The 15,781-nt window shown below is 68.0% G+C and carries 13 protein-coding genes; 7 read left to right on the plus strand and 6 right to left on the minus strand.

Features of this window, described 5'->3' with window-relative positions:
* Positions 1-121 precede the first annotated feature (121 nt).
* The 5 genes from KPB06_RS05310 to KPB06_RS05330 form a co-directional block, all read right to left on the minus strand.
* On the minus strand, positions 122-1,000 hold the full coding sequence (locus KPB06_RS05310; protein ID WP_275906086.1) for a ferritin family protein: 879 nt from the start codon (positions 998-1,000) through the stop codon (positions 122-124).
* A 466-nt stretch (positions 1,001-1,466) separates the two neighbouring features.
* Positions 1,467-2,693, minus strand: coding sequence for a patatin-like phospholipase family protein (locus KPB06_RS05315; RefSeq protein WP_059641366.1), 1,227 nt, complete (start codon positions 2,691-2,693; stop codon positions 1,467-1,469).
* A gap of 24 nt (positions 2,694-2,717) precedes the next feature.
* Positions 2,718-3,464, minus strand: coding sequence for a PhaM family polyhydroxyalkanoate granule multifunctional regulatory protein (locus KPB06_RS05320; protein ID WP_059585381.1), 747 nt, complete (start codon positions 3,462-3,464; stop codon positions 2,718-2,720).
* 78 nt (positions 3,465-3,542) lie between these two features.
* Positions 3,543-4,370: an enoyl-CoA hydratase/isomerase family protein gene (locus KPB06_RS05325; RefSeq protein ID WP_059837340.1), complete on the minus strand. Its 828-nt coding sequence runs from the start codon at positions 4,368-4,370 to the stop codon at positions 3,543-3,545.
* A 118-nt stretch (positions 4,371-4,488) separates the two neighbouring features.
* Positions 4,489-5,481: a fumarylacetoacetate hydrolase family protein gene (locus KPB06_RS05330; RefSeq protein WP_059585383.1), complete on the minus strand. Its 993-nt coding sequence runs from the start codon at positions 5,479-5,481 to the stop codon at positions 4,489-4,491.
* A gap of 129 nt (positions 5,482-5,610) precedes the next feature.
* Between KPB06_RS05330 and KPB06_RS05335 the strand changes: the two genes are divergently transcribed.
* From KPB06_RS05335 to KPB06_RS05360, 6 genes are all read left to right on the plus strand, one after another.
* Complete coding sequence (locus KPB06_RS05335) at positions 5,611-6,477, plus strand: IclR family transcriptional regulator (RefSeq protein WP_124863404.1); 867 nt, start codon at positions 5,611-5,613, stop codon at positions 6,475-6,477.
* A gap of 114 nt (positions 6,478-6,591) precedes the next feature.
* A complete protein-coding gene (locus KPB06_RS05340) occupies positions 6,592-7,839 on the plus strand; it encodes a DUF3108 domain-containing protein (protein ID WP_089465299.1) in 1,248 nt (415 codons plus the stop codon).
* Positions 7,840-8,087: 248 nt separating this feature from the next.
* On the plus strand, positions 8,088-8,345 hold the full coding sequence (locus KPB06_RS05345; RefSeq protein ID WP_006477667.1) for a BTH_I0359 family protein: 258 nt from the start codon (positions 8,088-8,090) through the stop codon (positions 8,343-8,345).
* 200 nt (positions 8,346-8,545) lie between these two features.
* Positions 8,546-9,613 carry a homocysteine S-methyltransferase family protein gene (locus KPB06_RS05350; protein ID WP_034189174.1) on the plus strand — a complete coding sequence of 356 codons (1,068 nt, stop codon included), beginning with the start codon at positions 8,546-8,548 and terminating at the stop codon, positions 9,611-9,613.
* A gap of 41 nt (positions 9,614-9,654) precedes the next feature.
* Positions 9,655-12,372 (plus strand): methionine synthase, encoded by a 2,718-nt coding sequence (gene metH / locus KPB06_RS05355; protein WP_179231745.1) that lies wholly within the window; start codon positions 9,655-9,657, stop codon positions 12,370-12,372.
* 143 nt (positions 12,373-12,515) lie between these two features.
* Positions 12,516-13,103 (plus strand): hypothetical protein, encoded by a 588-nt coding sequence (locus KPB06_RS05360; protein WP_275906085.1) that lies wholly within the window; start codon positions 12,516-12,518, stop codon positions 13,101-13,103.
* Positions 13,104-13,417: 314 nt separating this feature from the next.
* Here KPB06_RS05360 and KPB06_RS05365 read toward each other — a convergent pair whose 3' ends face one another.
* Positions 13,418-13,741 carry a DUF1840 domain-containing protein gene (locus KPB06_RS05365; protein ID WP_006489103.1) on the minus strand — a complete coding sequence of 108 codons (324 nt, stop codon included), beginning with the start codon at positions 13,739-13,741 and terminating at the stop codon, positions 13,418-13,420.
* Positions 13,742-13,941: 200 nt separating this feature from the next.
* Between KPB06_RS05365 and argS the strand changes: the two genes are divergently transcribed.
* Complete coding sequence (gene argS / locus KPB06_RS05370) at positions 13,942-15,723, plus strand: arginine--tRNA ligase (protein WP_124659243.1); 1,782 nt, start codon at positions 13,942-13,944, stop codon at positions 15,721-15,723.
* The last annotated feature ends 58 nt before the right edge of the window (positions 15,724-15,781 follow it).

The following is a 15,781-nucleotide window of genomic DNA, read 5'->3' on the forward strand; positions in this document are numbered from 1 at the left end:
CAGCGCCAGATAAAAAGCCCGCCGGACCGGCCGGGCGGGCTTCACGCAACACACGCGACACGGTGCCGCGAGCCGGGCGCGAATCGGGCACGACGCGCGCCGGCGCCGGCACCTCCCGGCCTCAGGCCGGCTGCGCGGCCGACGACGGGCCGCTTTCGGCCTGCAGGCGGCTGGTGACTTCCTTGCGATAGCGGTTCAGCTCCTGCGCGGTGGCGAACGTGCGCTCGAACAGGATCGACAGGTTGTGCAGGATCCGGTCGACCACCTTCTTCTCCCACTCGCCGTCGAAACGGATCTGCTCGTCGAGCCAGCGCTCGAGCCATTCCGGATCCGGCAGGCGCGATTGCACGGTGTCGCGCGGGAACAGCGCCTGGTTCACGTGCAGGTTGGTCGGGTGCAGCGGCTTCTCGGTGCGGCGCGCCGACGCCATCAGCACGCCGATCTTCGCGAAGGCCGCACGCGCGACGTCGCCGCAGTTGTTCAGCGCCTTCTTCATGTAGCGCAGGTACGCGCCGCCATGACGCGCCTCGTCGCGCGAAATCGTTTCGTAGATCTGCTTGATGACGGGCTCGGTGTGCCAGTCGGCCGCGCAGCGGTACCAGTGGTTCAAACGGATCTCGCCGCAGAAGTGCAGCATCAGCGTCTCGAGCGGCGGCGCCGGATCGAACTGGAAACGCACCGCGTGCAGTTCCTCCTCGGTCGGCACCAGCTCCGGCTTGAAGCGGCGCAGGTATTCCATCAGCACGAGCGAATGCTTCTGCTCCTCGAAGAACCACACGCTCATGAACGCGGAAAAGTCGCTGTCGTGCTGGTTGTCGCGCAGGAACATTTCCGTCGCGGGCAGCGCCGACCATTCGGTGATCGCGTTCATCTTGATCGTCTTCGCCTGCTCGTCGGTGAGCAGCGAAGCGTCGAACTTGTCCCACGGAATGTCCTTCTCCATGTCCCAGCGGACAGCTTCGAGCGACCTGTAAAGTTCCGGATAAAGCATGGTGTTCATGATGGTCCCACCCCTGTTCTGCGCAATGCGACTTCTCTAAACGTGACTGTTGCCGCGCAAGCGCGCCACGCGCGCTTTTTGCAGCCAAGACTCTAATTTTACGCGGGAAACCGGCCCGCCGGACGCTGATTCCTCGTCCGGCCGCCGGGCGGCCGCGTCGCCGCCGTTGGGCATGCCGCAACCCGCTCCGTTCGGACGGAGCCGGCCGCGCTTGCCTGAGTGGGGGGCCGGCGCTGGCCGGCTCGTTGGCGCGCCCGTCCCCTGCCCCAGGCGGGTTCCCCGAAAGGTCCCGTGCGGATGCCGGATCGGCGGGCTGCTCGATATGGTGTATACGGCGGCGGCCATGATAGCACGCGTGCATGACGCTTCCGAGACGCCGGCCCGGTCGCGCGCCGCCAACCGGAATGCGGCGATCGGTCGCGGCCGGCCGTCGCGAAAACGCAACCTTGCATTGCGCCTGCGCGTGTCAGACCCGTATTTCGTCGGTCGCGAGGCCGTCTTCGGGCGGCGTGCCGGCCGCCGGCGCGCTGCTGCCGTCCGCCTGCGCGATCCAGCCGGCGAGCGTCTCGCGCTGCGCGCGGCCGTCGCGGTAGCCGAGTTCGATCAGCTCGCGCGTGAAGGCTTCCTCGAACAGCAGGTAGCTGGCGAACGACGCGCCGGCCGGCTGGCTGCCGCCGATCGCGCCGAGCAGCCCGCGCATCGTCGCCGGCATCTGCTTGAGGTGCTTCGCGGCGATCAGCTCGATGCGCTCGGACGGCGCGATCGCGAGCACGTCGACGTGCCGCCAGCCGCTGTCGATCTCGACCTGGTGCGGCAAGTGCTCGATCATCCGGTTGATGTGCTCGATCCGTTCGATGTCCGAGCCGATCGAGTCGAGGAACACGCTCGCGAGCACCTGCTGGCCGATCTGCGCGGGCGTCGGGTAGCCGCGCGCCCGGCCCGCGCCGTTCGCGGCCGGAATCTCGGGCCGCGGGTCGGCGGCGCCCACGACGACGATCCGGTCCGCGCCGAAGTGGATCGCCGGCGACAGCGGCGCGATCTGCCGGATCGAGCCGTCGCCGAAGTACTCGACCTGCCCGTCGAGCACGAGCGGCACGGCGGGAAACACGAACGGAATGGCCGACGACGCGAGCAGGTGCGACGCCGACAGATCGACGAGCCGCGCGGTGCGCTGCGCGCGCCGCCACGCCTGGATCGGCTCGGCGGCCTGGTAGAACGTGAGGTGCCGGCCGCTCGAATAGCTGAGCGCGGTAACCGCGAGCGCGTGCAGCAGGCGCGCCTCGAGCATCTGCTCGATCCGGTGGAAGCTCAGCTCGCGCTGCAGCAGGTGCGCGAGCGGCGTGTTGTCGAGCAGCCCGCGCGGCGAGCGGCGGGCCGCCCAGCCGAACGTCATCGTCGCGAGCCAGCGCGCGCCGGCGCCCGCGATGCCGAGCCAGTCGGTGCGATACACGTAATCGGCGCGCAACGGCTCCCAGAATTCGAGCAGGCGCCGCACGCCATGGGAAAAATCGTCCGCGTGGCTCGCGATCGACGTCGCGTTGATCGCGCCGGCAGACGAACCGCATACGACCGTGAACGGCACCGTGTGCCGCCGCGGATCGGCCTCGCGCGCGATCTCGGCCAGCGCCTTCAGCACGCCGACCTGGTATGCGGCGCGCGCGCCGCCTCCCATCAGAACGAGCGCGAGTCGCATGATCGACCTGCTACCTGCGCCGCATCACGTCGAGCGCTTCGGCGGACGCGTTTCGGGCGACGAAGCGGCCGCCGCGCGCGCCGCGGCCGAACCGGACGGCTTCGCGGCGCGCTTGGCCGCGGGCTTGCGCGGCGCGGCGGCGGCGGGCTTCGCGACGGGTTCCGGCGCGGCGGCGGGCTCGGGCGACGCGGCGCCCGGCGCCGCAGGCTGCATGCCCGGCTGCGCCATCGCGAGGCTCGCGAGCTGGTTGAATTGCGTCTGCAGCAGGTTCCACCAGCCGGCCGGATCGAACGGCTGCTGCGCGGGGTCGCCTTCCGGCGCATCCGCCGCCGGAGCCGCCGCATCCGGTGCGGGCGCGGCCTCGCCCGCCGAGGTTTTCGCGGCCTGCGCGGCGGCGACCGCCGCGTCCTCGGCCGCCGACATCGAGCTCTGCGCGAACGCGCCGAACGCGCGCAGCGTCGCGAGCGTCGCGCGCTGCACCTCGAGCGCCTGGATCGCGGACTGCAGCATCCCGAGATTGAGCTTCAGCCACTGCTCGACCGCGCGCAGATCGGTGATCCGCTTGTCGAGCTCCTCGACGCTCGTGAGCGGAGACATCATGTCGGACATGCTCGACAGCGACGGCGGCAGCCCGTGCGCGGCGCCCGGAAAGGGCGCCATCCCGCCGAACGGCGACATCCGGATCATGTCCCACATCCGGTCCATCATGTCGGCGGGCTGGAACCCGGCAAAGCCGGCGAAAGGGTTGGCGCCGGAGGCATCGGTCGTCATACGGGCATCCTGGTTGACTGGGGGAGCGAGGCGGCCGTGCGTCGCGCGGCCGCCCATGATTCGATCATAGCGCGCGCGTCAGAACGGCGCGTCGCCGGGAAACGCGGGCGGGCGCCGCTCGCGCAGCGAGCGGATGCCTTCCTGCACGTCGGGCCCCGAAAAGCCCATGAATTCGAGCGCGAGCGACGTATCGAAGGTCGGCCCGGCCGTGCGCAGCCAGTTGTTCAGCGCGTACTTGGTCCAGCGGATCGCCGACTGCGAACCGTGCGCGAGCCGTTCGGCCACGTCGTACGCCTTCGGCAGCAGGTCGGCGGGCTCGACCGCGAGCGAGACCAGCCCGATCCGTTCGGCCTCCTCGCCGCTCACGGGCTCGCACAGCATCAGGTAGTACTTCGCCTTCGCCATCCCGCACAGCAGCGGCCACACGATCGCCGCGTGGTCGCCGGCCGCGACGCCGAGCCGCGTGTGGCCGTCGATGATGCGCGCATCCTTCGCGGCGATCGAGATGTCGGCGAGCAGCCCGGCGACGAGCCCCGCGCCGACGGCCGGGCCATGCATCGCCGACACGATCGGCTTGCTGCAATTGATCACGTTGTAGACGAGGTCGCGCGCCTCGCGCCACACGCGGGCGCGCACGTCGAAATCGTTCGCCATGTCCTCGACGAGCGCGAGATCGCCGCCCGCCGAAAAGCCCTTGCCTTCGCCGCGGATCACCGCGACGCGCGTGTCGGGATCGCGGTCGACGTCGCGCCAGATGTCGGCGAGCTCGCGATGCATGCGCGCGTTCGCGGTCGCGAGGCCGCTGCGGTTCGCACCCTCGCCGCTCATCACGATATCGAGCACGCCATGATCGCGGCGCGTCACCTTCAGTGCTTCGTAACCGCCGTACGCGGCGAGATCGGCCATCTGCTGCTCCTTGTTCGAGGCGCTCGAACGCTTGAATCGAGTGTAGCCAAGCCCGCGCGGTCAAACATCGGGCGAAACCCGGCGCGCGGGCCGAGGCCGGGTGCCGCCGCCGCGTTGCCTATGCCGCGCCGTCGGGTGGGGAAACCGACTGCTCGATCGCGCCGAAGATCGACTTGCCGGCCGCATCGAACATCTCGATGCGCACGGTATCGCCGTAACGCATGAATTCGGTCTGCGGCGCGCCGTGCTCGATCGTCTCGAGGCAGCGCTTCTCGGCGATGCAGCAATAGCCGCGCTTCGCATCCTTGTTCGATACCGTACCGGAGCCGACGATCGAGCCGGCACGCAGGTTGCGCGTCTTCGCCGCGTGCGCGATCAGCTGGCCGAAGTGGAACACCATGTCGGTGCCCGCATCGGGCTGCCCCACCTTCTTGCCGTTCCAGTGAACGATCATCGGGCGGTGCACGCGGCCCTCGCGCCATTCGTCGCCGAGCTCGTCCGGCGTGACGGCGACCGGCGCGAACGCGGTGGCCGGCTTGCTCTGGAAGAAGCCGAAGCCCTTCGCGAGTTCGGCCGGAATCAGGTTGCGCAGCGACACGTCGTTCGCGAGCGTGACGAGCCGCACGGCCTTCAGCGCGGCGTCGGGCGACGCGCTCATCGGCACGTCGCCGGTGATCACCGCGACTTCGGCCTCGAAATCGATGCCCCATTCCTCGGACGGGCACACGACGTCGTCGCGCGGCCCCAGGAAATCGTCGCTGCCGCCCTGATACATCAGCGGATCGGTCCAGAACTCGGGCGGCATCTCCGCGCCGCGCGCGCGGCGCACGAGCTCGACGTGGTTCACGTACGCGGAGCCGTCGGCCCACTGGAACGCGCGCGGCAGCGGCGCCATGCAGTTGGCCGGATCGAACGCGAACGCGTTGCGCGCGCGGCCGTGGTTCAGTGCGTCGTACAGGTCGCGCAGTTGCGGCGCGTAGAACGCCCAGTCGTCGAGGACGCGCTGCAACGTCGGCGCGACCGCATCGGCGATCGCCGCGGTGTGCAGGTCGCGCGACACGACGATCAGCTGGCCGTCGCGCGTGCCGTCCTTCAGCGAAGCAAGTTTCATAGGGAGGATCTGCCGTTGTAGTGACGATGGAGGGAATCTATTTTACGATGGTGAATCCATGCGGCGCGCCCCGATCGCGCGCGCCGTTTTCACCCCGTTTCCTGCCGCATTTTCGCGCACCCGTTGCCCATGCCCGCCAGCCCGCTTCCCGACGACGATCTCACCGACTCCGATACCGACGACACCGCGTCCGGCGAACACGGCGAGAAGGTCCGTTCCGGCATCCAGTCGATCGAGGTCGGCTTCCGCCTGCTCGACGTGCTGACGAGCGAGCCGCGCGCGATGATGCTGCGCGATCTCGCGCAGCGCGCGGGCATGAGCCCGGCGAAGGCGCACCGCTACCTGGTCAGCTTCTCGCGGCTCGGCGTCGTGTCGCAGGATCCCGTCTCGGGCCGCTACGAGCTCGGCGGCTTCGCGCTGCAGATGGGCCTCGCGCGGCTCGCGCGCGTCGACGGCGTGAAGCTCGCGCGGATCGCGCTGACCGAATTCCGCGACCGCCTCGACCAGACGGTCGGCATCGCGGTATGGGGCAACCAGGGGCCGACGATCGTGCACTGGATGGAATCGAGCCATCCGGCGAAGGCGTCGCTGAAGCTCGGCGACGTGATGCCGCTGCTCGGCTCCGCGACGGGCCTGCTGTTCGCCGCGTACCTGCCGCGCAGCAAGACCGCCGCGATGCTGGAGCGCGAACTCGCCGATACGCGCCGCTCGCCGCACCACGGCGGCCCGCGCACGCTCGACGAAGTCGACGCCGTGCTCGCCGACGTGCGCCGGCACCAGGCCGCGCGCGTCGAGGGGATGCTGCTGCCGACGATCCACGCGTTCTGCATGCCGGTGTTCGACGCGGTCGGCGAACTCGCGCTCGCGATCGTCGCGCTCGGCCAGGAAGGCTCGTTCGACATCGCGTGGGGCGGCGAGATCGACACGGCGCTGCGCGCGTGCGCGCGGAAACTGTCTTACGAACTCGGCTATAGTCCCGACGCACGCGACGCCTGACGCCTCCGGCTCACCCCACGTCACGCGTCGCGAACGCGCGGCGCATCCGGCGGTCCGATTCCTGTGGCGCGCGCCGCGCGCCCGACGTCACGCACGCGCCCCGACCCCGTTCCGATGCCCATGCAGCCTGCCGACCTTCGCCCGAGTTACGCCCCGCCCCGCCGCTGGCTGCGCGTCGGCGTCGCGCTCGTCGCCGTGCTGGTGCTGCACGCGCTCGCGGGGTTCTGGCTGATGCGCAACCGCGAATCGTTCACGCCGCCGCCGCCCGCCGACATCCCCGTGCAGATCGAACTGCTGAAACCGCGGCCGATCGAACGCCAGCCTGCGCCGCCAGAGTCGAAGCCGGTCGAACGTCCGGCCGCACCCGCCGCGCCGAAGGCGGCCCCGCCGAAACCCGCGCCGCCGGACGAACCGGTCCTCACGTCGACGCAGACGGCCGAGCACGGCGAACCGCCGGCTGCCGCCGCGTCCGCCGCGAGCGGCGTACCGGGCGCCTCGGGCGCGCACGCCGCGCCGGCCGCCGGCGCCAGCGCCGCGACGCCGGGGCCTGCCGCGAGCGGCGTGAAGTTCGCCGCGCCGCCGTCCGGCGACCTGCAGTACGACACGTTCTACAACGGCATGCAGAACATGATCGGCACGATCCGCTGGCGCACCGACGGGCACACCTACGACCTGTCGGTGTCGATGCCCGTGCCGTTCGTCGGCCCGTTCGCCTATCGCAGCGAAGGCCGCATCGATGCATTCGGCGTCGCGCCCGACCGTTACGTCGAGAAGCGGGGCAAGCGGCCGGAGGACATCGCGATCTTCAACCGCGAGATCCGGCAGGTCGTGTTCACGCGCACGCCGAACAACGCGCCGCTGCCCGATGGCGTGCAGGACCGCTTCAGCATGCTGATGCAGTTGTCGGGGCTCGTGCGCGGCAATCCTTCCGCGTACAAGCCGGGCGTCACGCAGCAGTTCTTCGTGATCGACAACAACAGCGGCGAGACCTGGCCGATCACCGTGATCGGCGACGAGCAGGTGCAGACGCAGGCCGGCATCATCGCCGCGCGGCACTTCATGCGCCTGCCGCGCCGCGACGGCGACACGCGCCGCATCGACATGTGGCTCGCGCCGTCGCTCGGCTGGCTGCCCGCGCGGCTCGTGCAGACCGAGCCGAACGGCGCGCAGATCGAGCTGCTGTGGCACGGCCGCCTCGCCGCACCGGACGTGCCTGCGGATGCAGCACCGCCCGGCGGCGCAACGAGCGCGCCCGACGCCGCACCGGCGCCCGATGTGCCGGCCGCGCCGCCCGCGCAAGCGGCGCCGTCCACGCCCGCTGCAACCGTGCAACCACCGGCCTCCTCGGTTGTCACACAGTAAAAAACATGCACGAATCGGCAATTTCGACCGATTACAGTTTTCCCGGAAATGGCCGATGACACTCTTTAACAACTATTTCAGTCCACCGGCTCACAATGAGAAACGTTTGATAGACATCGGCTTCTAACCGATACACCCCACGCGAACGGGAGGAACGGGGTGTGCAGCGCAAGCCCCTTGAAACCGGCAAGGCTTGCCCCACCTAGGGGACAACAAGGCCAGATGCCACTGCGAAGAGGAGTGCCGCCATGCAAATGATCTACAACAGCCCCAACTACTGCGTCGTCGAATTTGCGCCGCAGGCCGGCCATCACCTGATGAATGCCGGCGGATATGAAATCGTCGACAAGAACGCGCAGCGCGAGATCTTCATCGACGGCGAACTTGCCGAACGATTCCGCGCGCACGTGAAGCAGTTGATCGAGGATGAACCGTCGCTCGACGAAGTCGACGAATTCCTCGGACAATTCGACAGCCTGATGATGATGCCCGTCGTGCTGCACTGACGACTCGCGGCCCGGCGCGCCACGCGGCCGGGCCATTCGCCGCGCATCGACGCGGCGCCGCGTGCACTCCGATCCTGCCCCCGTCCGGCTCGCCGGCGGGGGCTTTCATTTGGCGGCCGCCCGGCCGGCGCGGCCAGGGCGGCGACCGCTTGACGCACCGGCTACAATGACGGTTTTCCGTCTTCGCCGGTCTTCCGCCCATGTCTGCGACTCCTCTCGCCGCTTCCGTCCCGCTCGACGCGCCCTACACGCGCGGCGCCGCCCTGCCCGCGCTGCTCAAATCGCGCATCCTGATCCTCGACGGCGCGATGGGCACGATGATCCAGCGCTACAAGCTCGACGAGGCCGCGTATCGCGGCGAGCGCTTCAAGGATTTCCCGCGCGACATCAAGGGCAACAACGAGCTGCTGTCGCTCACGCAGCCGCAGATCATCCGCGAGATCCACGACCAGTACTTCGCGGCCGGCGCCGACATCGTCGAAACCAACACGTTCGGCGCGACGACCGTCGCGCAGGCCGACTACGGGATGGAAGATCTCGTCGTCGAGATGAACGTCGAATCGGCGAAGCTCGCACGCGAATCGGCCGCGAAATACGCGACGCCGGACAAGCCGCGCTTCGTCGCGGGCGCGATCGGGCCGACGCCGAAGACGGCCAGCATCTCGCCGGACGTCAACGATCCGGGCGCCCGCAACGTCACGTTCGACGAGCTGCGCACGTCGTACTACCAGCAGGCGAAGGCGCTGCTCGACGGCGGCGTCGACCTGTTCCTCGTCGAGACGATCTTCGACACGCTGAACGCGAAGGCCGCCCTGTTCGCGCTCGACGAGCTGTTCGAGGACACCGGCGAGCGCCTGCCGATCATGATCTCGGGCACCGTCACCGATGCGTCGGGCCGGATCCTGTCGGGCCAGACCGTCGAGGCGTTCTGGAATTCGCTGCGTCACGCGAAGCCGCTCACGTTCGGCCTGAACTGCGCGCTCGGCGCGGCGCTGATGCGTCCGTACATCGCCGAGCTCGCGAAGCTGTGCGACACCTACGTGTCGTGCTACCCGAACGCGGGCCTGCCGAACCCGATGAGCGACACCGGTTTCGACGAAACGCCGGACGTCACGTCGGGCCTGCTGAAGGAATTCGCGCAGGCCGGGCTCGTGAACCTCGCGGGCGGCTGCTGCGGCACGACGCCCGAGCACATCGCCGAGATCGCGAAGGCGCTCGCCGACGTGAAGCCGCGCCGCTGGCCGAACCAGTACAGCGACAACGCCTGACCCGCCTGCCCCACGTCCTTCATCACCAAATTCGCACCGCCATGACCGATCACATGATGCGCCTTGCCGGCCTCGAGCCGTTCAACGTCACGCCCGGGACGCTCTTCATCAACGTCGGCGAACGCACCAACGTCACCGGCTCGAAGGCGTTCGCACGGATGATCCTCAACGGCCAGTTCGACGAGGCGCTCGCCGTCGCGCGCCAGCAGGTCGAGAACGGCGCGCAGGTGATCGACGTCAACATGGACGAGGCGATGCTCGATTCGAAGGCGGCGATGGTGCGCTTCCTGAACCTGATCGCATCCGAGCCGGACATCGCGCGCGTGCCGATCATGATCGACTCGTCGAAGTGGGACGTGATCGAAGCCGGCCTCAAGTGCGTGCAGGGCAAGGCGATCGTGAACTCGATCTCGCTGAAGGAAGGCGAGGACGCGTTCCGCCACCACGCGAACCTGATCCGCCGCTACGGCGCGGCCGCGGTCGTGATGGCGTTCGACGAGACCGGCCAGGCCGATACGTACGAGCGCAAGACCGAGATCTGCAAGCGCTCGTACGACTTCCTCGTGAACGAAGTCGGCTTCCCGCCGGAGGACATCATCTTCGACCCGAACATCTTCGCGGTCGCGACGGGCATCGAGGAGCACAACAACTACGCGGTCGACTTCATCGAGGCGACGCGCTGGATCAAGCAGAACCTGCCGTACGCGAAGGTGAGCGGCGGCGTGTCGAACGTGTCGTTCTCGTTCCGCGGCAACGACCCGGTACGCGAGGCGATCCACACCGTGTTCCTGTATCACGCGATCCAGGCCGGGATGGACATGGGCATCGTGAACGCGGGCCAGCTCGGCGTATACGCCGATCTCGACGCCGAGCTGCGCGAGCGCGTCGAGGACGTGATCCTGAACCGCCGTGCGGATTCCACCGATCGCCTGCTCGAGATCGCCGACAAGTTCAAGACCGGCGCCGCGAAGAAGGAAGAGAACCTCGAATGGCGCAACCAGCCGGTCGAGAAGCGCCTCGCGCACGCGCTCGTGCACGGCATCACGACCTTCATCGTCGAGGACACCGAAGAAGCGCGCGCGAAGATCGCCGCGGCCGGCGGCCGTCCGATCAACGTGATCGAAGGGCCGCTGATGGACGGGATGAACGTCGTCGGCGACCTGTTCGGCCAGGGCAAGATGTTCCTGCCGCAGGTGGTGAAATCGGCGCGCGTGATGAAGCAGGCGGTCGCTCACCTGATCCCGTTCATCGAGGAAGAAAAGCGCCTGCTCGCGGAAGCGGGCGGCGACGTGCGCGCGAAGGGCAAGATCGTGATCGCGACCGTGAAGGGCGACGTGCACGACATCGGCAAGAACATCGTGTCGGTCGTGCTCCAGTGCAACAACTTCGAAGTGGTCAACATGGGCGTGATGGTCCCGTGCAACGAGATCCTCGCGAAGGCGAAGGTCGAAGGCGCGGACATCATCGGGCTGTCGGGCCTCATCACGCCGAGCCTCGAGGAAATGGCGTACGTCGCGTCCGAAATGCAGCGCGACGACTACTTCCGCGTGAAGAAGATTCCGCTGCTGATCGGCGGCGCGACGACGTCGCGCGTGCACACGGCCGTGAAGATCGCGCCGCACTACGAAGGCCCGGTCGTCTACGTGCCCGATGCGTCGCGCTCGGTGTCGGTCGCGTCGAACCTGCTGTCCGACGAAGGCGCGGCGAAGTATCTCGACGAGCTGAAGTCCGACTACGAACGCATTCGCGACCAGCACGCGAACCGCAAGGCGCAGCCGATGGTCACGCTCGCCGAGGCGCGCGCGAACAAGACCAAGGTGGACTGGGCCGGCTACCAGCCGGTGAAGCCGAAGTTCATCGGCCGCCGCGTGTTCAGGAACTACGACCTGAACGAGCTCGCGAACTACATCGACTGGGGCCCGTTCTTCCAGACCTGGGATCTCGCCGGCCCGTACCCGGCGATTTTGAATGACGAGATCGTCGGCGAATCGGCGCGGCGCGTGTTCTCCGACGCCAAGTCGATGCTCGCGCGCCTGATCCAGGGGCGCTGGCTGACCGCGAACGGCGTGATCGCGCTGCTGCCGGCGAACACCGTCAACGACGACGACATCGAGATCTACAGCGACGAGTCGCGCTCCGAGGTGCTGCTCACGTGGCGCAACCTGCGCCAGCAGAGCGTGCGCCCGGTGGTCGACGGCGTGATGCGGCCGAACCGCTCGCTCGCCGATTTCATCGCGCCGAAAGAGTCGGGCGTCACCGACTACATCGGGATGTTCGCGGTGACGGCCGGCCTCGGCGTCGACGTGAAGGAAAAGCAGTTCGAAGCCGATCACGACGACTACAGCGCGATCATGCTCAAGGCGCTCGCCGACCGCTTCGCGGAAGCGTTCGCCGAAGCGATGCACGCGCGCGTGCGGCGCGAGCTGTGGGGCTATGCGAGCGGCGAGACGCTCGACAACGACGCGCTGATCGCCGAGAAGTACGCGGGCATCCGCCCGGCGCCCGGCTACCCGGCCTGCCCCGACCACCTCGTGAAGCGCGACATGTTCGACGTGCTGCACGCGGACGAGATCGGCATGAGCGTGACCGACTCGCTGGCGATGCTGCCGGCGGCGAGCGTGTCGGGCTTCTACCTCGCGCATCCGGACAGCCGTTACTTCTCGGTCGGTAAAATCGGGCAGGATCAACTCGAGGACTATGCACGGCGCATGGCGCTGTCGCTCGACGACGCACGCCGCGCGCTCGCGCCGCAGTTGTAATCGAGCCGCGGCGCGCAGCCGCGACTTACCGTCACGCGCCCCGATCTCGGGGCGCGTTGTCTACCCCACCACTTATTCAGGATAACTAATCTCAATATTCGTCGATCAACGCTGCAATCTCTCGACCCGACACCCCCGCAGCCATGCCTTCCTTCGAGATCAGGATCACCGAAACACCGCTCGACGCCGCCACCCCGTTCCCGCCCACCCGCTATCGCGGCGAAAGCTGGGACCTGAGCCACTTGCGCCCGTTGACGTTCACCTGCGATCTGGAAACCGGCTTCGACGTGACGGTTCTGGTCCTGTTCTCCTGTCACTGCTTCACACGCAGCCTCAAATGGGACGGGCGGACCCGCGACACCATTCCTGACGACGAGATCTACGACGACGGCCGCGAGACACGTGTGCTCTGCGCGGACCGGTATCGCGCGTCACGGCAGCTGTTGCGCGGCGTGATCGTCGGGCTGGCGACGCGGCGGATCGTTGTCGCGGATGAACGGCAGCCCAATTTCGTGACGGTGGAAGAGGTCGCGTCAGACGGCACGCAGCGCGTGTATGCCGTGTTCTTCGAGGTGGCGAAGGACCGGATCAGGAAACGCCGGCTCATCCTGCGCGTGCAGTCGGCCTACGTGCTGGATGGCGGACTCACCCGACGCCAGCGGGAAGCCCGGAAAGTCGCGTTGCGCACGTTGCTGCGCGCAAGCCTGGAAGGCCGCAAGATCCGGGCGTAGAAAAACCAACGGCCGCCTTTCGGCAGCCGTCGCATGCGGGATTCTCTTTCCGTCTTTCGACGAAATACCCACTCCAGGTGGGACCCGGTTGCCCGGGCGGCGCTATGTTTTCGCACCCGCTTTCACATAGTCTTGCATTGAATTATAAGGAATTTCACCTATCGGTCAAGGCAGGCCCGCACTGCCGCCCCATTTCGTCGCGCCCGCCTACTGCCCCGCCACCATTTCATCAGACAAAATAAAAAGCCCGCTCGAAAGCGGGCTTTTTCCTGTCTGGCCGACCGTTCGATCCGCCCGGCAAGGAAGAAGGAAGCTCAGAAGCCCCAGTGCACGTCGGCCTGGCCAGCCTTCGCTTCGCGCAGCATCGTCAGGAACGGCGCGACGCGCTGCGCCAGGCTCGGCGGCACTTCGTGGTGCGCGTGGTCGGCTTCGTCCTCGTGGAAATGGCCGGCGTGCTCGGCGCGCTCCTGCTTGGCCTGCGCGACCGCGCCTTCCAGCTTGGCGATCGCGTGGTCCAGTTCGTCGTGCGTAATGACACCGCGCTCGCCCAGCTGCTTGCCGACGAGACCCAGCACATACACGGCGAAATCCTTCAGCACGTCGAGATCCTGTGCCGCCTTGCTCTTGAACGTAATCATGACAATTCCCTTTTCATCTTGTTGTGCCTGCGCGGCGAGGTTGGGGAACGCCGGCAGACCGGCGTCCGGCCTCGCGGACGCGGGCCGCCTGAGCGGCATATTAGCACCTGTTAAAATTCTGCGATCCCTGAAACGCGCGCTTAAAAAGCGCGCCGGCGGGCCAGCATTTCCGGCCCCCACCAACGAAGCCTTCTACCAGCATGCTGCCAGCACACAAACAGACCCTCGAAGCCCTGCTCGCGGATAGCGTCAAGCAGGTCGCACACGCGCTGAAAGGCGCCGACGCAGCATTCGTCGCCCCGACCATCACGCTGGAGCGCCCGAAGGTCGCCGCGCACGGCGACGTCGCGTGCAACGTCGCGATGCAGCTCGCGAAGCCGCTCGGCACGAACCCGCGCCAGCTCGCCGAACGGATCGTCGCCGCGCTCACCGCGCAGCCGGCCGCGCAAGGCCTCGTCGAAGCCGCCGAGATCGCCGGCCCCGGCTTCATCAACCTGCGCCTGTCGGCCGCCGCGAAGCAGGCGGTGATCGCCGCCGTGTTCGAGCAGGGCCGCGCATTCGGCACGTCGGATCGCGAGAAAGGCAAGCAGGTGCTGCTCGAATTCGTGTCGGCCAACCCGACCGGCCCGCTGCACGTCGGCCACGGCCGCCAGGCCGCGCTCGGCGACGTGCTCGCCAACGTGATCGCGAGCCAGGGCTATGCGGTGCACCGCGAGTTCTACTACAACGACGCGGGCGTGCAGATCGGCAACCTCGCGATCTCGACGCAGGCGCGCGCCCGCGGCCTGAAGCCGGGCGACGCGGGCTGGCCGGAAGCCGCGTACAACGGCGAGTACATCGCCGACATCGCGCGCGACTACCTGAACGGCGAAACGGTCGCCGCATCGGACGGCGAGCCGGTCAAGGGTGCGGGCGACGTCGAGGATCTCGACGCGATCCGCAAGTTCGCGGTCACGTACCTGCGTCGCGAGCAGGACATGGACCTGCAGGCGTTCGGCGTGAAGTTCGACCAGTACTACCTCGAGTCGTCGCTGTACAGCGAGGGCCGCGTCGAGAAGACGGTCGACGCGCTGGTCAAGGCCGGCATGACCTACGAGCAGGACGGCGCGCTGTGGCTGCGCACGACCGACGAAGGCGACGACAAGGATCGCGTGATGCGCAAGTCGGACGGCACGTACACGTACTTCGTGCCGGACGTCGCATACCACGTGACGAAGTGGGAACGCGGCTTCACGAAGGTGATCAACATCCAGGGTTCGGACCACCACGGCACGATCGCGCGCGTGCGCGCCGGCCTGCAGGGGCTGCACATCGGGATCCCGAAGGGCTATCCCGACTACGTGCTGCACAAGATGGTCACCGTGATGCGCGACGGCCAGGAAGTGAAGATCTCGAAGCGCGCGGGCAGCTACGTGACGGTGCGCGACCTGATCGAATGGTCGGGCGGCGCGGCGGCGGGCCAGGAAGCGGCCCCCGACCTGATCGACGAAGCAACCATCACGCGCGGCCGCGACGCGGTGCGCTTCTTCCTGATCTCGCGCAAGGCCGATACCGAGTTCGTGTTCGACATCGATCTCGCACTGAAACAGAACGACGAAAACCCGGTCTATTACGTCCAGTACGCGCATGCGCGGATCTGCTCGGTGCTCAACGAACTGAAGTCGCGCTACAACGTCGACGTCGCGCAACTGCCGGGCGCCGACCTGTCGCAGTTGACGAGCGCGCAGGCGGCATCGCTGATGCAGAAGCTGGCCGAGTATCCGGACATGCTCACGCACGCGGCGAACGAGCTGGCGCCGCACGCGGTCGCGTTCTACCTGCGCGATCTCGCTGGCGAATTCCACTCGTTCTACAATGCGGAGCGCGTGCTGGTCGACGACGAAGCGCCGCGCAATGCGCGCGCCGCGCTGCTCGCCGCGACCCGTCAGGTGCTCGAGAACGGCCTGACGGTGCTCGGCGTGTCCGCCCCCGCCAAGATGTAAGGATGTCCGCGCGGCCCGAACCGGGCCGCGACTGGCTGCGGCAACGCCCGCCGTCGGA

The sequence above is a fragment of the Burkholderia semiarida genome, assembly GCF_029268935.1.
Taxonomy (GTDB): Bacteria; Pseudomonadota; Gammaproteobacteria; order Burkholderiales; family Burkholderiaceae; genus Burkholderia; species Burkholderia semiarida.

Bases quoted from the DNA above. Each gene is read 5' to 3' on its own strand.
- KPB06_RS05315 (WP_059641366.1), bottom strand. From the start codon at position 2,693: ATGCGACTCGCGCTCGTTCTGATGGGAGGCGGCGCGCGCGCCGCATAC.
- KPB06_RS05340 (WP_089465299.1), top strand. From the start codon at position 6,592: ATGCCCATGCAGCCTGCCGACCTTCGCCCGAGTTACGCCCCGCCCCGC.
- KPB06_RS05350 (WP_034189174.1), top strand. From the start codon at position 8,546: ATGTCTGCGACTCCTCTCGCCGCTTCCGTCCCGCTCGACGCGCCCTAC.
- KPB06_RS05320 (WP_059585381.1), bottom strand. From the start codon at position 3,464: ATGACGACCGATGCCTCCGGCGCCAACCCTTTCGCCGGCTTTGCCGGG.
- argS (WP_124659243.1), top strand. From the start codon at position 13,942: ATGCTGCCAGCACACAAACAGACCCTCGAAGCCCTGCTCGCGGATAGC.
- KPB06_RS05365 (WP_006489103.1), bottom strand. From the start codon at position 13,741: ATGATTACGTTCAAGAGCAAGGCGGCACAGGATCTCGACGTGCTGAAG.
- KPB06_RS05335 (WP_124863404.1), top strand. From the start codon at position 5,611: ATGCCCGCCAGCCCGCTTCCCGACGACGATCTCACCGACTCCGATACC.
- KPB06_RS05345 (WP_006477667.1), top strand. From the start codon at position 8,088: ATGCAAATGATCTACAACAGCCCCAACTACTGCGTCGTCGAATTTGCG.
- metH (WP_179231745.1), top strand. From the start codon at position 9,655: ATGACCGATCACATGATGCGCCTTGCCGGCCTCGAGCCGTTCAACGTC.
- KPB06_RS05330 (WP_059585383.1), bottom strand. From the start codon at position 5,481: ATGAAACTTGCTTCGCTGAAGGACGGCACGCGCGACGGCCAGCTGATC.
- KPB06_RS05360 (WP_275906085.1), top strand. From the start codon at position 12,516: ATGCCTTCCTTCGAGATCAGGATCACCGAAACACCGCTCGACGCCGCC.
- KPB06_RS05310 (WP_275906086.1), bottom strand. From the start codon at position 1,000: ATGAACACCATGCTTTATCCGGAACTTTACAGGTCGCTCGAAGCTGTC.
- KPB06_RS05325 (WP_059837340.1), bottom strand. From the start codon at position 4,370: ATGGCCGATCTCGCCGCGTACGGCGGTTACGAAGCACTGAAGGTGACG.